An 18,124-nucleotide genomic window follows, 5' to 3' on the forward strand; every position below is an offset into this window, starting at 1 on the left:
GCCGAATGAGTTCAGCGCGCGAGCAGCTGCCGCTTCGAACTGATCACGCCGGTGTCGAAGCCCGCCAGATGCAGACCGCCGTGGAATCGTGCGTGCTCGATCTTGATGCAACGGTCCATCACGACTGAGAGCCCAGCGGTTTCCGCGAGAGCGGCCGCTTCCTCGTTCCACGATCCGAGCTGGAGCCACAGTGCCTTCGCGCCGACGTCGATGGCCTCCTGTGCGACACCGGGAAGATCGTCATGCTTGCGGAAGACGTCGACGATGTCGGGGACGACCGGCAGATCTGCCAGCGAAGCGTACACCGGCTGGCCGAGGATCTCCGTCTCGCGCGGGTTCACGAGGTACACCTCATAGGGCGAACTGGAGAGCAGATAGGTCGTCACGAAGTACGACGCGCGCGAGGGGTTGTTGGATGCCCCGACGATCGCGACCGACTTCGATCGGCGCAGCAGCGCGAAGCGCTCCTGCTGGTTCGGACCGACCCACGTGCGTTCGGAAGCGACGTCTGCGATGCCGAGCAGTGCACAGGCGACAGCCTCCGTCGGGGCAGGAAGAGCGCAGGAGTCCTCGGGAATCGAAGTGCTCATCGGGTCGCTCCTGTCGCCGCGGTGAGAGCCTGATCGAGATCCCAGATGATGTCGTCCGCGTCTTCGAGACCGACCGAGATGCGGATCAGATCCGGGCGCACGCCGGCCGCGACGAGCTGCGACTCCGTCAGTTGACGATGCGTGGTGGAAGCGGGGTGGATGACGAGCGTGCGCGCATCGCCGATGTTCGCGAGGTGGGAGGCGAGTTGCAGGTTCTCGATGACCGCCTCTCCGGCGGCACGTCCGTCCTCAGCCGCGACGCCGAAGGCGAACACGGAACCTGGCCCGAGCGGAAGGTACTTCGCCGCTCGCTCATGGTGCGGGTGCTCTTCGAGCCCGGCCCACGTGACGTACGACACCCGCGAGTCGGCATCCAGCCACTCCGCGACGACCCGCGCGTTCGCGAGGTGCGCGTCGATGCGCTGCGGAAGCGTCTCGACGCCCTGCAGCAGATTGAAAGCCGACTGCGGGCTGAGCGCAGGACCGATGTCACGAAGCTGCTCCGAGCGGAGCTTGGTCAGGAAGCCGTACTCACCGAAGTTGTCCCACCACTTGATGCCACCGTACGACTCCACCGGCTCGGTCATCTGGGGGAACTTGCCGTTCCCCCAGTCGAACGTGCCCTTCTCGATCACGATGCCGCCGAGGGTCGTACCGTGGCCACCCAGGAACTTCGTGACGGAGTGGATCACGATGTCGGCACCGTGCTCGAGCGGCCGCGCGAGGTACGGCGTCGCCAGCGTCGCATCGACGACGAGCGGCACGCCTGCCGCATGCGCGACTGCTGCGAGCCCCTCGATGTCGGCGATCTCGCCCGATGGGTTCCCGATCATCTCGACGTAGACGACTTTGGTCTCGGGTCGGATCGCGGCGGCGAACTCGGCGGGGTCGCTCGACGGCACGAAGGTCGTCTCGACGCCGAACCGCCGCAGCGTGACATCCAGCTGGGTGACCGTGCCGCCGTACAACTGCGCCGAGGCGACGACGTGGTCGCCGGCGCCGACGAGAGCGGCGAACGTGATGAACTCAGCGCTCATACCGGATGCCGTGGCCACGGCCCCGATGCCGCCTTCGAGCGACGCCAACCGCTCTTCGAGCGCAGCCACCGTGGGGTTGCCGATGCGCGAGTAGATGTTGCCGTACTTCTGCAACGCGAAGAGGTTGCCCGCATCCGCGGCGTCGTCGAACACGAACGACGTCGTCTGATAGATCGGCACGGCGCGGGCACCGGTGGATGCGTCGGGCGTGCCGCCGGCGTGGAGTGCTCGGGTACGGAACCCGAAGCGGTGTTCTTCCGTCATGATGTCCTCAATTCGGCCGTGGACAGCACGTCGGCGATGTCGTCGACGGCCCACGGGTTCTGCAGTGATGTCGTGTCTCCGAGCGCCTTGGGCTCCCGGCCGGCGCGTCGATCCTGTTCAGCCTCCCACAGCTGCGCGAGGAGGCGACGCATGATCTTGCCAGAGCGCGTCTTGGGCAGGTCGGGGACGACGACGATGTGCTTCGGCTTGGCGACCGGTCCGATCGCATGCGCGACCTGATCGCGAAGAGCGGATGCCGTCACCGCTGCCGAACCCGACGGCGTCACGAACGCCACCACGGCCTGGCCTGTGATCGGGTCGGAGACACCTGCCGTCCCGGCCTCCCCCACGCTCTCGTGAGCCACGAGAGCGGATTCGATCTCGATCGTGGAGAGCCGGTGGCCGGAGATGTTCACGACGTCGTCGAGTCGGCCGAGGATCCAGATGTGACCGTCGGCGTCCTTCGTCGCGCCGTCACCGGCGACGTAGTATCCACCGAATTCGCCGTGACCGGCGTAGGTCGACCAATAGGAGTCGCGGTAGCGCTGCGGATCGCCCCAGACGGTGCGCGCCATGCCTGGCCAAGGTTCGACGCACGACCAGTGTTCCGGATCGCCCTGGTGCGACCTCGTCACCGTTCTCGTCGACGACTGTGGCGTCGATACCGGGCAGAGGCACCGTCGCCGATCCCGGCTTCAGCGTCGTCACGCCCGGAAGCGGCGCGATCATCGCGGCCCCCGTCTCTGACTGCCACCAGGTGTCGACGATCGGCAGTTCATCGCGGCCGTGGTTGCGGCGGAACCAGATCCACGCCTCCGGGTTGATCGCCTCACCGACCGTGCCGAGCAGGCGCAGGCTGGAGAGGTCGTGCCCCGCGGGAAGATGCGCGCCGAACCACGTCATGAACGTGCGGATCAGCGTGGGTGCCGTGTAGTAGACGGTGACGCCGTAGCGTTCGATGATCTCGAGGTGCCGCTCTTTGTTCGGAGTGTCCGGCGTGCCCTCGTAGATGACCTGCGTGAGCCCGTTGGAGAGGGGCCCGTAGATCTCGTAGGTGTGCGCGGTGACCCAGGCGAGGTCCGCCGTGCACCAGTGCACGTCATCGGGCTTAACGTCGAAATGCGCCCAGTGCGCCCAGCTCGTATGCGTCAGGTAGCCGCCGGAGGTGTGAACAAGCCCCTTCGGCTTCCCGGTGGTGCCGGAGGTGTAGATGATGAAGAGCGGATGCTCGGCATCGAACGGCTGCGCGTCGTGCGCGTCGGAGGCGGTGTCGACGACGTCATGCCACCAGACGTCGCGTCCCTCGATCCAGGGCACTTCCTGGCCGGTGCGGCGGAGCACGAGGACATGCTCGAGGTCGGGCAGGTCGGCGGCGGCGATATCGGCCGTCGACTTGACTTCGGTCGCCGCTCCCCTGCGGTACTGGCCGTCGCTGGTGACGAGGAGCTTCGCGCCGGTGTCTGCGAGGCGGAAGCGCACGGCCTCGGCTGAGAACCCACCGAAGACGAGCGAGTGCACGGCACCGATCCGCGCGCACGCGAGCGTGATCACGATCGTCTCGACGAGCACCGGAAGGTAGATCACGACGCGGTCGCCCGGCCCGACGCCGAGGGAGAGCAGCGCGTTGGCCGCCTGCGCGACTCGACGCTGCAGATCGGCGTAGGTCACGGTGGTGCGGTCGCCGGGCTCTCCTTCGAAGTGCAGGGCGACCTTGTCGCCGCGTCCGGCCACGACGTGACGGTCGACGCAGTTGTACGCGACGTTGAGCTTTCCGCCGACGAACCAGCGGGCCGCGGGGATCGCACCCTCGGTCGGCGGCTCCCACTCATGAGCGGTGTGCCACGGCTCGAACCAGTCGAGCCGCTGGGCCGCCCGCTCCCAGAACGCGATCGGGTCGGCATCCGCTTCGACGTAGACGTCGGCCGTGACGTTCGCCTGCGCGGTGAATCCGGCCGGAGGTGCGTATTCGCGGGTCTCCAGAAGTCGTGCTTCTGTCACTCTCAGGCCCACTTCTTGAGCAGGTGCTTCTCGACCAGCGCGAGAATCCCGTTCGTGATCGTCCCCAGCAGTGCGAGCAGCACGATCGAGAGCAGGATGCGATCGACTCGTCCTGTGCTCTGCGAGTCCGTGAGCAGGAAGCCGAGTCCCATCGAGGAAGCGATGAGCTCGGCCGCGACGAGGAACAGCCATGCCTGCGCGAGGGCGAGGCGCAGCCCCGAGACCACGGAAGGAACCACAGCAGGAAGTTGGACGGTGCGGAACAGCGACCAGCCGCGCAGGCTGAATGAACGTCCTGCCTCGACCAGCTGCGGGTCGACATGACGCAGCGCCGAGGCGACAGTCGTGTACACGGGGAAGAACGCACCGATCGCGATCAGCGTGACCTTCGACTCCTCGCCGATCTGCAGCCACAGGATGAGCAGCGGCACCCACGCCAGCGAAGGCACGGCACGGACGGCTGCGAGCGTCGGGCTGAGCAGCACATCTCCGAGCCGGGAGAGGCCGACGACCCCCGCGATGGCGAGGCCGATCACGGATCCGATCGCGAATCCCAGCAGAACACGCTGCACCGAGATCGCGATGTGCGTCCAGAGTTGGCCGGACTCGGCCAACTCGACGCCCGCGGTGAAGACGGATGCAGGCGTGGGGAGGCGGTACGGCGGCACCATGCCGCTCGCGGTGACGACCTGCCACGCGACGAGGATGACGACGGGCAGGATCAGCCCGGCGGCGACACGCACGACGGTGCGGTCCCAGATGCCTCGGGTGCCGGCATCCGACCGCCGACCCGCTGAGGCACCGGGCAGCTCGAGCGCACGCTTGGCGCCCTCGAGTGCCGCTGCGTCGGCGAAGTCCGTCATTCGCCCTTGGCCGCCTTCTCGGCGAAGGTGGCGTTCACGATCGTCTCGAGCGCCTTGTCAACCGACTCCTGACCGCCCTGCACATCGCCGGAGTCGACGAGCACGGGTGCGATCTTCTCGAGGACCTCGATCTGCGCATCGCCGGGGATGCCGTTCACGTCGAGGTTGGAACGCTCTTCGATCACTGTCGTCGCGACCTCGATGTCGATTCCGGCGACCTCTGCGAGCAGCGCCGCGGTCTCCTCGGGGTTCTCGAGCGCCCAGACGCGTGCCTGCTCGTAGGCGTCGACGACGGCCTGTGCGAGGTCGGCGTGGTTGTTGATGAAGTCCTCGGTGGCGTTGAGGAAGCCGTAGGTGTTGAAGTCGACGTTGCGGTAGATGAGCTGATCGCCCGACTCAACCTCAGCGGCGGCCATGATCGGGTCAAGGCCCGCCCAGGCATCGACGGAGCCGCCGTCGAGAGCGGCGCGGCCGTCGGCATGCTGCAGGTTCTGCACCTCCACGTCGTCGAGCGAGAGGCCGCCCTCTTCGAGCGCCTGCAACAGGAAGAAGTACGGGTCGGTGCCCTTGGTCGCGGCGATCGAGGTGCCGGCGAGGTCTTCGAGCGATGTGATGCCGCTGTCGGGCCCGACGACGATCGCCGACCACTCCGGCTGCGAGTAGATGTCGATGACCTGAATCGGCGAGCCGTTGGCGCGTGCGAGCAACGCCGCCGATCCTGCCGTCGATCCCACGTCGACCGAGCCGGACCGCAGCAGCTCGTTGGCCTTGTTCGACCCGGCGGACTGCACCCACTCGACCTCGACGTCATCGCCGAGGATGTCTTCGAGGATGCCCTGGTCCTTGACGACGAGGCTGAGCGGGTTGTAGGTCGCGAAGTCGACGGTGAGTGTGTCGGAGGACCAGTCTCCCGACGCGGCGGAATCGTCAGGGGCGGACGCGTCCGCGTTCTCTCCGGCGACGCAGCCAGTGGCGACGAGCATCATCGTTCCCGCGATGGCGATCGCAGGGACGATTCGGCGGGTGATGGTGCTCATCGGGTCTCCTCGGTGGAAATGCGGTGGTGGGTGTTCACGCCGAGCCCTTCGAGAAGGTCGGCGCGAAGGTCCGCGAGGCCGCGATCGGCGCGGTCACGCGGGCGGATGCCCGGCACGGTGATGGTGCGCGCGACGGACGTCGCATCCGTGTCGGCTTCGTCGACGAGCGAGCGCAGCAGCAGCACGCGGTCGGCGAGATAGAGGGCTTCCTCGACGTCATGGGTGACGAGGAGGACGGTCGTCGGTTCTGCCGCGTGGATCTCGAGCAGAAGGTCCTGCATCCGCAGGCGCGTGAGGGCATCGAGCGCCCCGAACGGCTCATCGAGCAGGAGCACTCCAGGGTTGCGTGCGAGGGCGCGGGCGAGTGAGGCGCGCTGCGCCATTCCTCCGGACACTTCACGCGGATGCTGGTCTGCCGCGTGGTCCAGGCCGACCAGGTGCAGCAGTTCCCGCACGCGCTCGCGCTTGTCGCGACGGCGCGTACCGCGTGGCAGTCCGAGCTCGACGTTCTGGGCGAGCGTGCGCCATGGCAGCAGCCGTGGCTCCTGGAACGCGATGGCAGTGCGTTCGTCGGTGTCGGTGACACCGGTGCCATCGAGACTGATGCGTCCGCCCGTCGGAGCGTCCAGCCCTCCGACGAGGCGCAGGAGCGTCGACTTGCCGCAGCCGGACGGACCGACGACTGCGACGATCTCGCCGGCCGCCAACTCGACGTCGACTCCGCGCAGGACTTCGCGTCGCCCCTCCGGCATGGGGAAGCCGCGCTCGATGTTCTCGAGGCGGACGGCATTCGCCGCACCCACGACGACCGGCGCGTTGCCGGTGCGCGGAGCAAGGAGTGCGGAAGTCATACCGCTATCGTCCAGGAGGCGCACCCATGTTACGAAAGCGAGCGTAATGTTCCGTCACGCAGCAGCGCACGGCGCATACGCAGAACGGGCCGTCACCCGGAGGTGACGACCCGTTCTGTGAATGGCGTGCTTACGCGTTGCCGCCCGAGAGCTTCTCGCGCAGAGCCGCGAGAGCCTCGTCGTCAGCAAGCGTTCCGGCGCCGGAGTCGCTCGTGAAGGTCTGTGCTGCAGCGAAGTCATCGCCTGCAGCGGCCTCGGCCTCGGCTGCCTTGGCAACCGCGACCTTGTGAGCCTCCCAGCGGGTCTGGGCTGCAGCGTACTCCTGCTCCCATGCCTCGCGTGCGGAGTCGAAGCCTTCCTTCCACGCACCGGTCTCGGGGTCGAAGCCCTCCGGGTACTTGTACTCGCCGTTCTCGTCGTACTCGGCGAGCATGCCGTACAGAGCCGGGTCGAACTCGGTGCCGTTGGGGTCGACCGACTCGTTGGCCTGCTTGAGCGACAGCGAGATGCGGCGACGCTCGAGGTCGATGTCGATGACCTTGACGAAGACCTCTTCGCCGACGGACACGACCTGCTCAGCCAGCTCGACGTGCTTGCTGGAGAGCTCGGAGATGTGCACGAGGCCCTCGATGCCGTCTGCGACGCGGACGAACGCACCGAACGGAACGAGCTTGGTGACCTTGCCCGGTGCGATCTGGCCGATCGCGTGGGTGCGGGCGAAGACCTGCCACGGGTCCTCCTGCGTCGCCTTCAGCGACAGGGAGACGCGCTCGCGGTCGAGGTCCACCTCGAGGATCTCGACGGTGACCTCCTGGCCGACCTCGACGACCTCGGATGCGTGCTCGATGTGCTTCCAGGACAGCTCGGAGACGTGCACGAGACCGTCAACGCCACCCAGGTCGACGAACGCACCGAAGTTGACGATCGACGAGACCGTGCCCTTGCGGACCTGGCCCTTGTGGAGGTTGTTGAGGAACGTCGTGCGCGACTCGGACTGCGTCTGCTCGAGCAGAGCACGGCGCGAGAGGACAACGTTGTTGCGGTTCTTGTCCAGCTCGAGGATCTTCGCCTCGATCTCCTGGCCCAGGTACGGGGTCAGGTCGCGGACGCGACGCAGCTCGATGAGCGATGCCGGCAGGAAGCCACGGAGGCCGATGTCGACGATGAGTCCGCCCTTGACGACCTCGATGACGGTACCGGTGACGACTCCGTCGTCTTCCTTGATCTTCTCGACGTCGCCCCAAGCGCGCTCGTACTGCGCACGCTTCTTGGACAGGATCAGACGGCCTTCCTTGTCCTCCTTCTGGAGAACAAGAGCCTCGACCTCGTCGCCGACCTTGACGACCTCGTTGGGGTCGACGTCGTGCTTGATGGAGAGTTCACGGGAGGGGATGACACCCTCGGTCTTGTATCCGACGTCGAGCAGAACCTCATCGCGGTCGATCTTGACGATCGTTCCTTCGATGATGTCGCCGTCGTTGAAGAACTTCAGAGTCTTCTCGACCGCGGCCAGGAAGTCCTCAGCAGATCCGATGTCGTTGATGGCGACCTGCTTGGTGGCCGGGGCGGTCGTTGCGGTAGTCATGTAGTGGGTTGTCCTTGTTGGGTGGGTACTCGGGCTACGGGCGCTCATGCACGCATGAGTGATCGCCTTAAGCGAATGGATTTGGATTTTCAACCACCGGGCATGCGAGTGCACGCCACGAGTGACACTTCAGATTATCAGAGAATCATCGAGAACGCTGCTGTGGATAACTCCGACGGATGCCGGAGCTTCGCGTTACCGTGATCGGGTGACTCTCCCCCGATCGAAGTCGACCCGGATCAGGATGCTGACGCTACTCGCACTGACCGCGGCGGCGCTGAGCGCCTGCACCCCGACTCCAGAGCCGACACCGACACCGACCGCCGCGTTCGCGTCGGAGGAGGAAGCCTTCGCCGCGGCAGAGGAGGTTTATCGGGCTTACAACGATGCGTTGAATGAAGTCGACGTAAGCGACGCTAGTACTTTCGAAGCGCTTTACGCACTGACGAGCGGCGACTTTGAAGCAGCTGACCGCAAGACTTTCTCTCAGCTACAGGCCGAGAACTACACACTTTGGGGCGAGGCACGCGTTGCCCTGTTCCAAGGAAAGGAAGCCACGGAGCCATATAAGGAGATAACCGCGCTCGTCTGCGTCGACGTCAGCAATTCCGGAATCTCTGACGAGAAAGGAAGATCAGTAGTCCCCAGTGATCGTCCCGACATCAATGCTCTACGAGTGACATTTGTGAATGCTGGTGGCGACTTACTCATTGACCACGCCGATCGCGAAGAGAGCAGTTCGTGCGCCTCTTCGTAGTGGCGTTGGCTGTCACCGCCGCCGTGTTCGGTTCTGTGACCGACGACGACGGGGGTGTAGGAGGGCTTGACGTAATCGCGGGGATCGACCCGAACGGGGTTGTTATCGACGCCACGCAGACGACTCCAGGTCGCCCCGGCGACCCCGGCACCTCACCGATCGGCGACTGGGATTCCGATACCGACACCGACTGGACCCCGCCGACGGATTGGACGCCACCGCCGGAGTTCAACTTCCAGACATGCCTGGATAACTGGGACTCCTATATCCACTGCTTCCGGGAATCCGAGAAAGTCGAAGAAGAACCAGCGGACGAAGCCGCCGCTCCCGCGATCCCCGCCATCACGATCGCGGACGTCGCCCGATTCGCCCCGGCAGGCTCTGCCATCGCTGGTGAGCCCGACAACGTCGGAGTGGTTGGGCTGCCGACGAACTTCGTGGCGACAGCATCCGTCCACACCGTGAACGACTCGCTCTTCGGATTCCCCGTCGCGGTTCGTTTCACTCCCGCCGGTTACGACTTCAGTTTCGGCGACGGCACGACCGCGACGACCACGTCGGGAGGCCGGTCTTGGTCCGACCTCGGGCAAGCACAGTTCACCCCGACTGCCACGAGCCACACCTACGCGGAGCGCGGCACGTACTCCGCGCAGGTCGATGTGCGGTACACGGCAGAGGTCGACTTCGGGATCGGCTGGTTCCCGATCTCCGGTGAGGTCACGTCCGCCGGCTCGCCCCAGCAGATCCGCATCTTCGAAGCGCACACGGCCCTGGTCGCACACACCTGCAAGCAGGCGCCCGACTCCCCCGGCTGCTGACTGCGGCCTCGGCATAGCGCGGCGCCGTCGGAGCCCTGTGCCATGCTGATTCAATGAGCGACAGGCTGATGCTGCTGGACACCGCTTCCCTATACTTTCGAGCGTTCTACGGAGTGCCCGACAAGGTCAAAGCTCCAGACGGTTCGCCCGTCAACGCCGTGCGCGGGCTGCTCGACATCATCGCCAAGCTGGTCACGATGTACGAACCGACGCACATCGTGGCCTGCTGGGACGATGACTGGCGACCGCAGTGGCGCGTCGACCTCATCCCCAGCTACAAGGCGCATCGCGTGGTCGAGGTCGTCCCGGCCGGTCCTGACGTCGAAGAGGTGCCCGATCCGCTGGAAGTCCAGATTCCACTGATCCGCGAAACGCTGACGGCACTCGGCATCCCGATCATCGGCGTCGCAGAGCACGAGGCCGACGACGTCATCGGCACCCTCGCAACCCTCGCCACCATGCCGGTCGACATCGTGACAGGCGACCGCGACCTGTTCCAGCTCATCGACGATGACCGGGGCATCCGCATCGTCTACACCGCCCGCGGAATGAGCAACCTCGAGACCCTCACCGAGACGAGTATCGTCGCCAAATATGGCGTCCTCCCCTCGCAGTACGCCGACTTCGCCACGATGCGCGGCGATGCCTCCGACGGCCTCCCCGGTGTGGCGGGCGTCGGCGAGAAGACCGCAGCCACTCTCTTGCAAGCCCACGGCGATCTCGACGGCATCCGCGCCGCGGCCGCGGCGGGTGAGGGCATGAGCGCTGGGCTGAGCGCCAAGGTCCTCACGGCATCCGCCTACCTGGACGTCGCGCCGACGGTCGTCGAAGTCGCACGCACGCTGGCGATCACACCACCGACCGACCCGGTACGCGCGCTCGATCCGTCCGAGGCAGACGTCGCCACTGGCCTCGCGGAGAGATGGAACCTCGGCTCATCGATGGATCGGGCGATCGCTGCTCTCGGGCGCTGACCGTCCGCACACCGTTCGTCTGCTCCGGTCAGCGAAAACCGGGGGCAAGGCTTACTCGGCCCAGGCCCTCAGTCGCTCCACGCCCCACGTGGTCACGATCCGCTCTGCCGGCACTCCGGCCTTCTCAGCGCGTTCCGCACCGTAGTCGAGCAGCGACAATTGCCCTGGCGCGTGCGCATCCGAGTCGAGCGAGAACAAGCAACCGGCATCCAGCGCGATCGTGATCAGCTCATCCGGCGGATCCTGCCGCTCCGGGCGGGCGTTGATCTCCACCGCGACGCCGTTCTCGGCGCACGCGTCGAACACCGCACGCGCGTCGAACTGCGAAGGCGGGCGCGTCCCTCGTTCGCCCTGCACCAGCCTTCCTGTGCAGTGTCCGAGTACATTCACGTGCGGATCCCTCACCGCAGCGATCATGCGCGCAGTCATCGGTCCCGGTTCCATTCGCAGTTTGGAATGCACGGACGCCACGACGATGTCGAGCGCGCTCAACAGCTCAGCATCCTGATCAAGCGCGCCGTCGTCGAGGATGTCGACCTCGATCCCGGCGAACAGGGTGAACGTGTCGGTCGATTCGGCGCGGACCAGCGGAACCTGTTCGCGAAGTCGATCCGCGGAGAGGCCACGAGCGACCTTGAGCCTGGGCGAATGATCGGTGATCGCAAGATACTCATGTCCGAGCGTGCGCGCCGCCTGCGCCATCGTCGCGATCGAGGTCGTGCCGTCTGACCAGTCCGTGTGGGCATGCAGGTCACCACGCAGCTTTCCACGGAGCACGGATGCACGCTCCGGCTCGACCTCGCCGCGCAGTTCGACGAGGTAGTCGGGCGTCATCCCGGACTGGGCCTGACTGATCACCGTGAAAGTCGACTCGCCGATGCCCTTTGCGGCACGGAGGCGGGTCGGGTCATTGCGCACTTCATCCGGCAGGCCCTGCACCGTCTCCGCAGCCTGGCGGAATGCCTTCGCCCGGTACCGCGATGCCCGCTCCCGTTCGAGCAGGGTCGCGATCTCGAGCAGCGCGGCGACGGGATCCATGATCGTTCAGGCCGAAGCCAGCTCGCGCGTCGCGCCCACCCATGCCTCCAGCTTGGCTGCGGCACTGCCGTCGTCGATCGCCGCCTCGGCGCGTTCGTAGCCGTCACGAAGACGATCGAGGATGGGGCGCTGCACCTGCGTCGCATCCTGAGAGAGCTCGAAAGCGACGATTCCCGCTGCGGCGTTCAGCAGGACGATGTCGCGCACCGCTCCCCTCGTGCCGGCGAGCGTGTCACGCAGCACCCCGGCGTTGTGCTCTGGCGATCCGCCGATGAGGTCGGCAAGATCCGCGGTGGGTATACCGAGGTCGCGAGGGTCGAGGTCGTGCTCGTGGATGTCACCACGTGTGACCTCCCAGATGCGACTGTGACCGGTCGTCGTCAGCTCGTCGAGGCCGTCGTCGCCACGGAACACCAGGGCCGTCGCACCGCGGGTGCGGAAGACTCCGGTGATCAGGGGCACTCGCTCCAGCTGCGCGACACCGACGGCATTCGCCTCGGCGCGAGCGGGGTTGCAGAGCGGGCCGAGCATATTGAACACGGTCGGGACACCGAGCTCGCCTCGCGCCGTGCCCGCGTGCTTGAAGCCGGGATGGAACGCTGCCGCCCAGGCGAAAGTGATCCCGGTGCGATCGAGCACCGCGGCGACCTGTTCAGGAGTCAGAGAGAGCTGCAGTCCGAGCGCACCCAGCACGTCGGACGAACCGGATGCCGAGCTGGCAGCCCGATTGCCGTGCTTGACGACAGGAATGCCCGTTGCACCGATGATGACCGCCGCAGTGGTCGACACGTTAACGGTTCCGATGCGATCGCCGCCGGTACCGACGATGTCGAGAACGTTGGCGGAGACGGGGAGCGGAACGGCCGCTTCGAGGATGGCGTCCCTGAAGCCGACGATCTCGTCGATGGTCTCGCCCTTGGCGCGCAGTGCGATCAGAAAACCGGCGAGCTTGGCGTCGGAGACGTTCCCCTGCATCACCTGACGCATGGCCCACGTCGATTCCCACACGCTGAGATCGCGCCCGTCCAAGAGGGTGGTGAGCACGTCGGGCCATGTCAGGGAATCAGGCATGTCTGAGATCCTATCGGCGTGGATAAATTCCTTGCGCAAAGGTCCGCATGCGTGCATCCTTGATTTCCCGTGTATTCACCGAGGATTCGCAGCCTCTTCTTAGGGTTCCCTAAGTCGGAGATCAGCGAATCGGGTGCCGCCGATGCAAGAATCACGCTCGCAGATCGGCCATAATGGAGGGGTGACCACCTCAGCGACCTATGCCCCGGCGGCAAGAACGATCAAGCGCCCGAATTCGGTAGCTGTCGGCACCATCGTGTGGCTCGGCAGCGAGGTGATGTTCTTCGCGGGACTGTTCGCGATCTACTTCACCCTCCGCAGCACCTCCCCCGAGTTGTGGGCAGAACGCACGGACTTGCTCAACGTTCCTTTCGCCGCCGTCAACACGGCGATTCTCGTACTCTCCTCCGTGACCTGCCAGATGGGCGTGTTCGCGGCTGAAGACCTGCAGCCCTACCGCCTCGCGAAGGGCCAGTTGAATGGAGCCGGCCGTCGCCGCCTCTTCGGCTGGGGAATGATCGAGTGGTTCTGGCTCACCTTCGCCCTCGGCGCGATCTTCGTATCGGGTCAGGTCTGGGAGTACGCTCAGCTGGTCGCCGAGGGCATGCCGATCCAGGCAGACTCGTACGCCTCGGCCTTCTACCTGACGACGGGCTTCCACGCCCTCCACGTCACCGGCGGACTCATCGCGTTCCTGCTCATCATGGGCCGCGCGTTCGCAGTGAAGAACTTCACGCACAAGGAGGCGACCTCCTCGATCGTTGTGTCCTACTACTGGCACTTCGTCGACGTCGTCTGGATCGTGCTGTTCTTCGTCATCTACTTCCTGAAATAAGAGCGGAGCTGACCTGCGAAATGGCACGAGAGAAGAAGCGTCGCTCAAATGGACGACGTAGCCCCCTGGCGGCCGCGGCACTGATCGGTGCGGGCCTGCTCATCACGGGCGGTATCTACGCCGGAGCATCAGCGGCGATCGCCGCCACCGACGCCCAGACGAGTGCGAGCACTGAGCTCAGCATCGAGGACGGCCAGAAGCTGTTCCAGTCCAACTGCGCCACCTGCCACGGTCTCGACCTGCAGGGCACTGACGCCGGTCCGAGCCTCTACGGCGTCGGCGAGTTGTCCGTCGAGTTCCAGCTGGCTACCGGGCGCATGCCCCTGCAGATGCAGGGGCCGCAGGCCCCGCAGAAGCCGCCGCAGTTCACACAGCCGCAGATCGACGCGATGGCTGCGTATGTGCAGTCCGAAGCACCTGGGCCCACGTTCCCCGCCGACGAGATCCTCGACGGCGAAGGCGACGTGGCGCACGGCGCCGAATTGTTCCGCGTCAACTGCGCGATGTGCCACAACGTGTCCGCCGCCGGTGGTGCCCTCACTGAGGGCAAGTACGCCCCGGCGCTGACCTCGACCAGCGCGCTGCACATCTACGCGGCAATGGTCACAGGCCCGCAGAACATGCCGGTGTTCGGCGACATGAACCTGTCGGACGAAGACAAGCGCGACATCATCTCCGCGCTGCTCTACCAGCAGGAGTCGGTTTCGGTCGGCGGATTCACGCTCGGCAACCTTGGCCCCGTCTCAGAGGGCCTGTTCGTCTGGATCTTCGGCATCGGTGGCCTCGTCGCCATCACCGTGTGGATCACGGCGAAGTCCAACTGACGCTTATTCATCGAAGAGGAACGTACGAGGAGCACCATGGCACACGACGACGACTCGAAGGCCCTTGACCGGGCCTACCAGCCCTCTCCGGGGCTGGGTGTCGCAGTCAGCGATCCCGTGCAGAACCCGGGGCTGCCGCCACACCGTGAGCGGATGACCGACAAGGACCCCAAGGCTGAGAAGCGCGCGGTCCGCACGGTCTACACGCTGTTCTATCTGTCGCTCGCCGGCAGCATCTGGGCAGTCGCGGCGTACATGCTGTTCCCGATCGAGGACGGCTCGCTGGTCTCGATCCGTTACAACAACCTCTTCATCGGTCTTGGCATCGCTCTGGCGCTGCTCTCACTCGGCATCGGGGCCATCCACTGGTCCAAGGCGCTGATGTCCGACAAGGAGTTCGTCGAGCACCGCCACCCGACCCGTGGCAAGGATTCGACTCGTGAAGCCGCGGTCCAGGCGTTCGCCGACGCGAACGAGGAGTCCGGATTCGGCCGCCGCACGATGATCCGCAACTCGCTGTTCGCTGCCGTCGTCGCCTCGATCATCCCCGGCGTCGCGCTCTTCCGCGGTCTCGCACCGCACAGCACTCCCGACGACCCCACAGCCGGCGACCCGGTGGTGCTGCTGAAGCACACCATGTGGGCTGAAGGGCAGCGGCTCGTACGCGACCCGGACGGCACCCCGATCCGCGCTGCGGACGTCACTCTCGGCTCCGCCTTCCATGTGATCCCTGAGGACCTCGCCGAGCTGAGCCACCACGACGGCTACCTCGAGGAGAAGGCCAAGGCGATCGTCCTGATGATGCGCCTGCGTCCCGAGCAGCTCACCGAGGCCGAGGACCGCAAGGACTGGTCGTACGACGGCATCGTCGCGTATTCCAAGGTGTGCACGCACGTCGGCTGCCCCGTCGCACTGTACGAGCAGCAGACCCACCACCTGCTGTGCCCATGCCACCAGTCGCAGTTCGACGTCACCGATCACGCCAAGGTCATCTTCGGCCCGGCCGCACGTCCACTGCCGCAGCTGCCGATCACCGTCGACGATGAGGGCTACCTCGTCGCACGCAGCGACTTCACTGAGCCTGTCGGCCCGAGCTTCTGGGAGCGCCATTGAGCACCGCAACGCTGTCCAAAGAGGACAAGGACAACAAAGCGCCTCTCGGCGGTCGATTCGTCGGCGGAGCCGCGAACTACATCGATGAGCGCACCAGCCTCTCCGGTTTCGTCAAGGAGCTGGGACGCAAGATCTTCCCCGACCACTGGTCGTTCATGCTCGGCGAGATCGCGCTGTGGAGCTTCGTCGTCGTCTTCATCTCGGGATCATTCCTGACGTTCTTCTTCCAGGCGTCAATGGTGGAGACCCACTACACGGGTGCTTACGCCCCGATGCGTGGCATCGAGATGTCGGCAGCTCTTGAGTCGACGCTGCACATCTCGTTCGATCTGCGCGGTGGCCTGCTGGTTCGCCAGATCCACCACTGGGCCGCTCTCGTGTTCGTTGCCGGCATCGGCATCCACATGCTGCGCGTGTTCTTCACCGGCGCGTTCCGCAAGCCGCGCGAGCTGAACTGGGTCATCGGATTCGTGCTGTTCATCCTGGCGCTGGCCGAAGGCTTCACCGGCTACTCGCTTCCCGATGACCTGCTCTCCGGAAACGGCCTGCGCATCATCGACGGCATGGTCAAGGGCCTCCCGCTGATCGGAACGTGGACCTCGTTCCTGATCTTCGGTGGAGAGTTCCCGGGCACCGACATCGTCGGCCGCCTCTACTCGCTGCACATCCTGCTGCTTCCGATGCTGGTGATCGCGTTGATCGTCGTGCACCTGATGCTCATGGTGATCAACAAGCACACCCAGTTCGCCGGTCCCGGCCGCACGAACGACAACGTCGTCGGCTACCCGATGATGCCGGTGTACATGTCGAAGATGGGCGGCTACCTGTTCATCGTCTTCGGCTCGATCGTGCTGATAGCGACGTTCTTCCAGATCAACCCGATCTGGGCTTACGGACCATACGACCCCTCACCGGTGTCGGCCGGTACGCAGCCGGACTGGTACATCGGATTCGCCGATGGCGCCTTGCGCCTCGCGCCATCCAACTGGGACCTCGTGCTCCTCGGCCACACCTGGTCGTTCGGCATCATCGTTCCTGTCCTGGTCCTCGGCCTGTTCATCGTCGCCGTCGCGATCTACCCCTTCCTCGAGGCGTGGATCACCGGTGACAAGCGTGAGCACCACCTCGCGCAGCGCCCGCGCAACGCCGCGACGCGCACGGCGATCGGTGTTGCCGGCGTCATCTTCTACGCGGTCCTGTGGGCGGCGGCATCCTCCGACCTCATCGCCACGCACTTCATGCTGACGATGGAAGGCGTGATCCACACGTTGCAGGCGCTCCTGTTCCTCGGGCCGATCCTCGGATACTTCGTCACCAAGCGCATCTGCATCGCGCTGCAGAAGAAGGACCGTGAGATCGTGCTGCACGGCTTCGAGTCCGGCCGCATCGTCCGCCTTCCCGGCGGCGAGTTCATCGAAGTGCACCAGCCCGTCGACACGTACGACCGCTGGAAGCTCATCGACGTCGACGGCTACGAGCCTCTCGTTGTGCGCCCGAACGACAAGGGCCGCATCCCGTGGACCGAGAACCTGCGCTCGTCCATCTCGCGCTGGTTCTTCGAGGACCGTCTCGCCCCGCTCACGCAGGCCGAGGTCGCGGCCGCGGATGCACACCAGCACCACGTCACGGCTCACATGGATGAGGCCGAGGCCGAGGAGATCCAGGGCGCTCACGAGCGCGCCGGTGTCCCTGACGCGCCTCTTGCCCCTCCTGCCGAGACGCACATCGATGAGACCGCCAACACGCCCAGCTCGGTGATCGCCACCGATCCGGTGAAGAAGCCGAAGAAGTCGGAGGACGGCGAGTAACACCGCCACTCCCCTGGGCCCCGTCCATCGCTCCTCGGAGCCGGACGGGGCCCTTTCTTCGTTACGCTCGAAGCATGCTGACTCACGCAGAGGTCCGTTTCGCCGACGCGGAGGACTTCGGCGGGCTCGAGGAGATCGAGACCGCCGCCGACAACCTGTTCGTATCGCTCTTCTCCGCCACCGACTGGCCTCCGACGACACCGGCCACGGAACGCGCCGAGTACCCCGGGTTCACGTTGCTGTTGCGACGGGAAGACGCAGGGACGGTCGGATTCGTGCAGGTGCTCGAGAGCGAAGGCTTCGCCCACCTGGAACAGCTCTCCGTCATCCCCGAGTACGGACGCCTGGGATATGGACGGATGCTGGTCACCGCAGCGAAGTCCGAAGCGCTCAGCCGAGGGCACCGAGAGCTCACCCTGCGCACGTATCGTGACGTGCCGTGGAACGCGCCGTTCTATGCGACATGCGGATTCGAACCGAGCATCCCGACGAGTGAGTTCCATCTGCGCCTGGTCGACGTCGAGACGCGACTCCGACTCGAGCGGTGGGGTCCTCGTATCCAGATGACTGCGCCACTCTTTCGCGTTCACCCATGATGATGGCGGGAATCGGATGCTGCGCGACCGTGGGAACACGACGCATCCGGACCCGGATCTCTAGG

The 18,124-nt window shown here is 65.7% G+C and carries 16 protein-coding genes and 1 pseudogene; 8 read left to right on the plus strand and 9 right to left on the minus strand.

The features are described 5' to 3' along the window. Positions 1-11: 11 nt before the first annotated feature. The 7 genes and pseudogenes from QFZ46_RS00370 to rpsA form a co-directional block, all read right to left on the minus strand. Positions 12-590 carry a CoA-binding protein gene (locus QFZ46_RS00370; protein ID WP_307357165.1) on the minus strand — a complete coding sequence of 193 codons (579 nt, stop codon included), beginning with the start codon at positions 588-590 and terminating at the stop codon, positions 12-14. Next, positions 587-1,891, minus strand: coding sequence for an O-acetylhomoserine aminocarboxypropyltransferase/cysteine synthase family protein (locus QFZ46_RS00375; protein WP_307357167.1), 1,305 nt, complete (start codon positions 1,889-1,891; stop codon positions 587-589). Before QFZ46_RS00375 ends, QFZ46_RS00370 begins: the two co-directional genes overlap by 4 nt. Continuing rightward, a pseudogene (gene acs, locus QFZ46_RS00380) lies at positions 1,888-3,901 on the minus strand (acetate--CoA ligase). Before acs ends, QFZ46_RS00375 begins: the two are co-directional and overlap by 4 nt. Further along, positions 3,892-4,752, minus strand: a complete 861-nt coding sequence (locus QFZ46_RS00385; RefSeq protein WP_307357169.1) for an ABC transporter permease — start codon at positions 4,750-4,752, stop codon at positions 3,892-3,894. The pseudogene acs and the gene QFZ46_RS00385 overlap by 10 nt, the downstream one beginning before the upstream one ends. After that, positions 4,749-5,789 carry an aliphatic sulfonate ABC transporter substrate-binding protein gene (locus tag QFZ46_RS00390; protein WP_307357172.1) on the minus strand — a complete coding sequence of 347 codons (1,041 nt, stop codon included), beginning with the start codon at positions 5,787-5,789 and terminating at the stop codon, positions 4,749-4,751. The genes QFZ46_RS00385 and QFZ46_RS00390 overlap by 4 nt, the downstream gene beginning before the upstream one ends. Next, positions 5,786-6,640 carry an ABC transporter ATP-binding protein gene (locus QFZ46_RS00395; RefSeq protein ID WP_307357174.1) on the minus strand — a complete coding sequence of 285 codons (855 nt, stop codon included), beginning with the start codon at positions 6,638-6,640 and terminating at the stop codon, positions 5,786-5,788. Before QFZ46_RS00395 ends, QFZ46_RS00390 begins: the two co-directional genes overlap by 4 nt. 130 nt (positions 6,641-6,770) lie before the next feature. Beyond that, positions 6,771-8,225, minus strand: coding sequence for a 30S ribosomal protein S1 (rpsA, locus tag QFZ46_RS00400; protein ID WP_307357176.1), 1,455 nt, complete (start codon positions 8,223-8,225; stop codon positions 6,771-6,773). A gap of 208 nt (positions 8,226-8,433) precedes the next feature. Here rpsA and QFZ46_RS00405 point away from each other — a divergent pair, with 208 nt between their 5' ends. The 3 genes from QFZ46_RS00405 to QFZ46_RS00415 are packed head-to-tail and all read left to right on the plus strand — an operon-like array spanning position 8,434 to position 10,774. Further along, positions 8,434-8,982 carry a hypothetical protein gene (locus QFZ46_RS00405; RefSeq protein WP_307357179.1) on the plus strand — a complete coding sequence of 183 codons (549 nt, stop codon included), beginning with the start codon at positions 8,434-8,436 and terminating at the stop codon, positions 8,980-8,982. Beyond that, positions 8,967-9,800, plus strand: a complete 834-nt coding sequence (locus QFZ46_RS00410) for a hypothetical protein (protein WP_307357181.1) — start codon at positions 8,967-8,969, stop codon at positions 9,798-9,800. The genes QFZ46_RS00405 and QFZ46_RS00410 overlap by 16 nt, the downstream gene beginning before the upstream one ends. Before the next feature lie 53 nt (positions 9,801-9,853). Continuing rightward, positions 9,854-10,774, plus strand: a complete 921-nt coding sequence (locus QFZ46_RS00415) for a 5'-3' exonuclease (RefSeq protein ID WP_307357184.1) — start codon at positions 9,854-9,856, stop codon at positions 10,772-10,774. Positions 10,775-10,825: 51 nt separating this feature from the next. On the opposite strand, the gene QFZ46_RS00420 is transcribed toward QFZ46_RS00415, so the two are convergent. Together QFZ46_RS00420 and trpD are read right to left on the minus strand one after the other, a co-directional pair. Next, positions 10,826-11,812 carry a PHP domain-containing protein gene (locus QFZ46_RS00420; RefSeq protein ID WP_307357186.1) on the minus strand — a complete coding sequence of 329 codons (987 nt, stop codon included), beginning with the start codon at positions 11,810-11,812 and terminating at the stop codon, positions 10,826-10,828. Positions 11,813-11,818: 6 nt separating this feature from the next. Then, positions 11,819-12,883, minus strand: a complete 1,065-nt coding sequence (gene trpD, locus QFZ46_RS00425) for an anthranilate phosphoribosyltransferase (protein ID WP_307357188.1) — start codon at positions 12,881-12,883, stop codon at positions 11,819-11,821. Between the two features lie 142 nt (positions 12,884-13,025). On the opposite strand from trpD, the gene ctaE reads away from it, so the two are divergent. The 5 genes from ctaE (at position 13,026) to QFZ46_RS00450 (ending at position 18,059) form a co-directional block, all read left to right on the plus strand. Beyond that, complete coding sequence (gene ctaE / locus QFZ46_RS00430) at positions 13,026-13,718, plus strand: aa3-type cytochrome oxidase subunit III (protein WP_307357191.1); 693 nt, start codon at positions 13,026-13,028, stop codon at positions 13,716-13,718. 20 nt (positions 13,719-13,738) lie between these two features. After that, complete coding sequence (gene qcrC / locus QFZ46_RS00435) at positions 13,739-14,542, plus strand: cytochrome bc1 complex diheme cytochrome c subunit (protein WP_307357193.1); 804 nt, start codon at positions 13,739-13,741, stop codon at positions 14,540-14,542. Between the two features lie 36 nt (positions 14,543-14,578). Continuing rightward, a complete protein-coding gene (gene qcrA, locus QFZ46_RS00440; protein ID WP_307357195.1) occupies positions 14,579-15,655 on the plus strand; it encodes a cytochrome bc1 complex Rieske iron-sulfur subunit in 1,077 nt (358 codons plus the stop codon). After that, a complete protein-coding gene (gene qcrB, locus QFZ46_RS00445; protein ID WP_307357197.1) occupies positions 15,652-17,463 on the plus strand; it encodes a cytochrome bc1 complex cytochrome b subunit in 1,812 nt (603 codons plus the stop codon). The genes qcrA and qcrB overlap by 4 nt, the downstream gene beginning before the upstream one ends. Positions 17,464-17,537: 74 nt before the next feature. Next, on the plus strand, positions 17,538-18,059 hold the full coding sequence (locus QFZ46_RS00450) for a GNAT family N-acetyltransferase (RefSeq protein ID WP_307357199.1): 522 nt from the start codon (positions 17,538-17,540) through the stop codon (positions 18,057-18,059). Positions 18,060-18,124 lie beyond the last annotated feature (65 nt).

Origin of the sequence: Microbacterium murale, from assembly GCF_030815955.1 — a bacterium.
Taxonomy (GTDB): domain Bacteria; phylum Actinomycetota; class Actinomycetes; order Actinomycetales; family Microbacteriaceae; genus Microbacterium; species Microbacterium murale_A.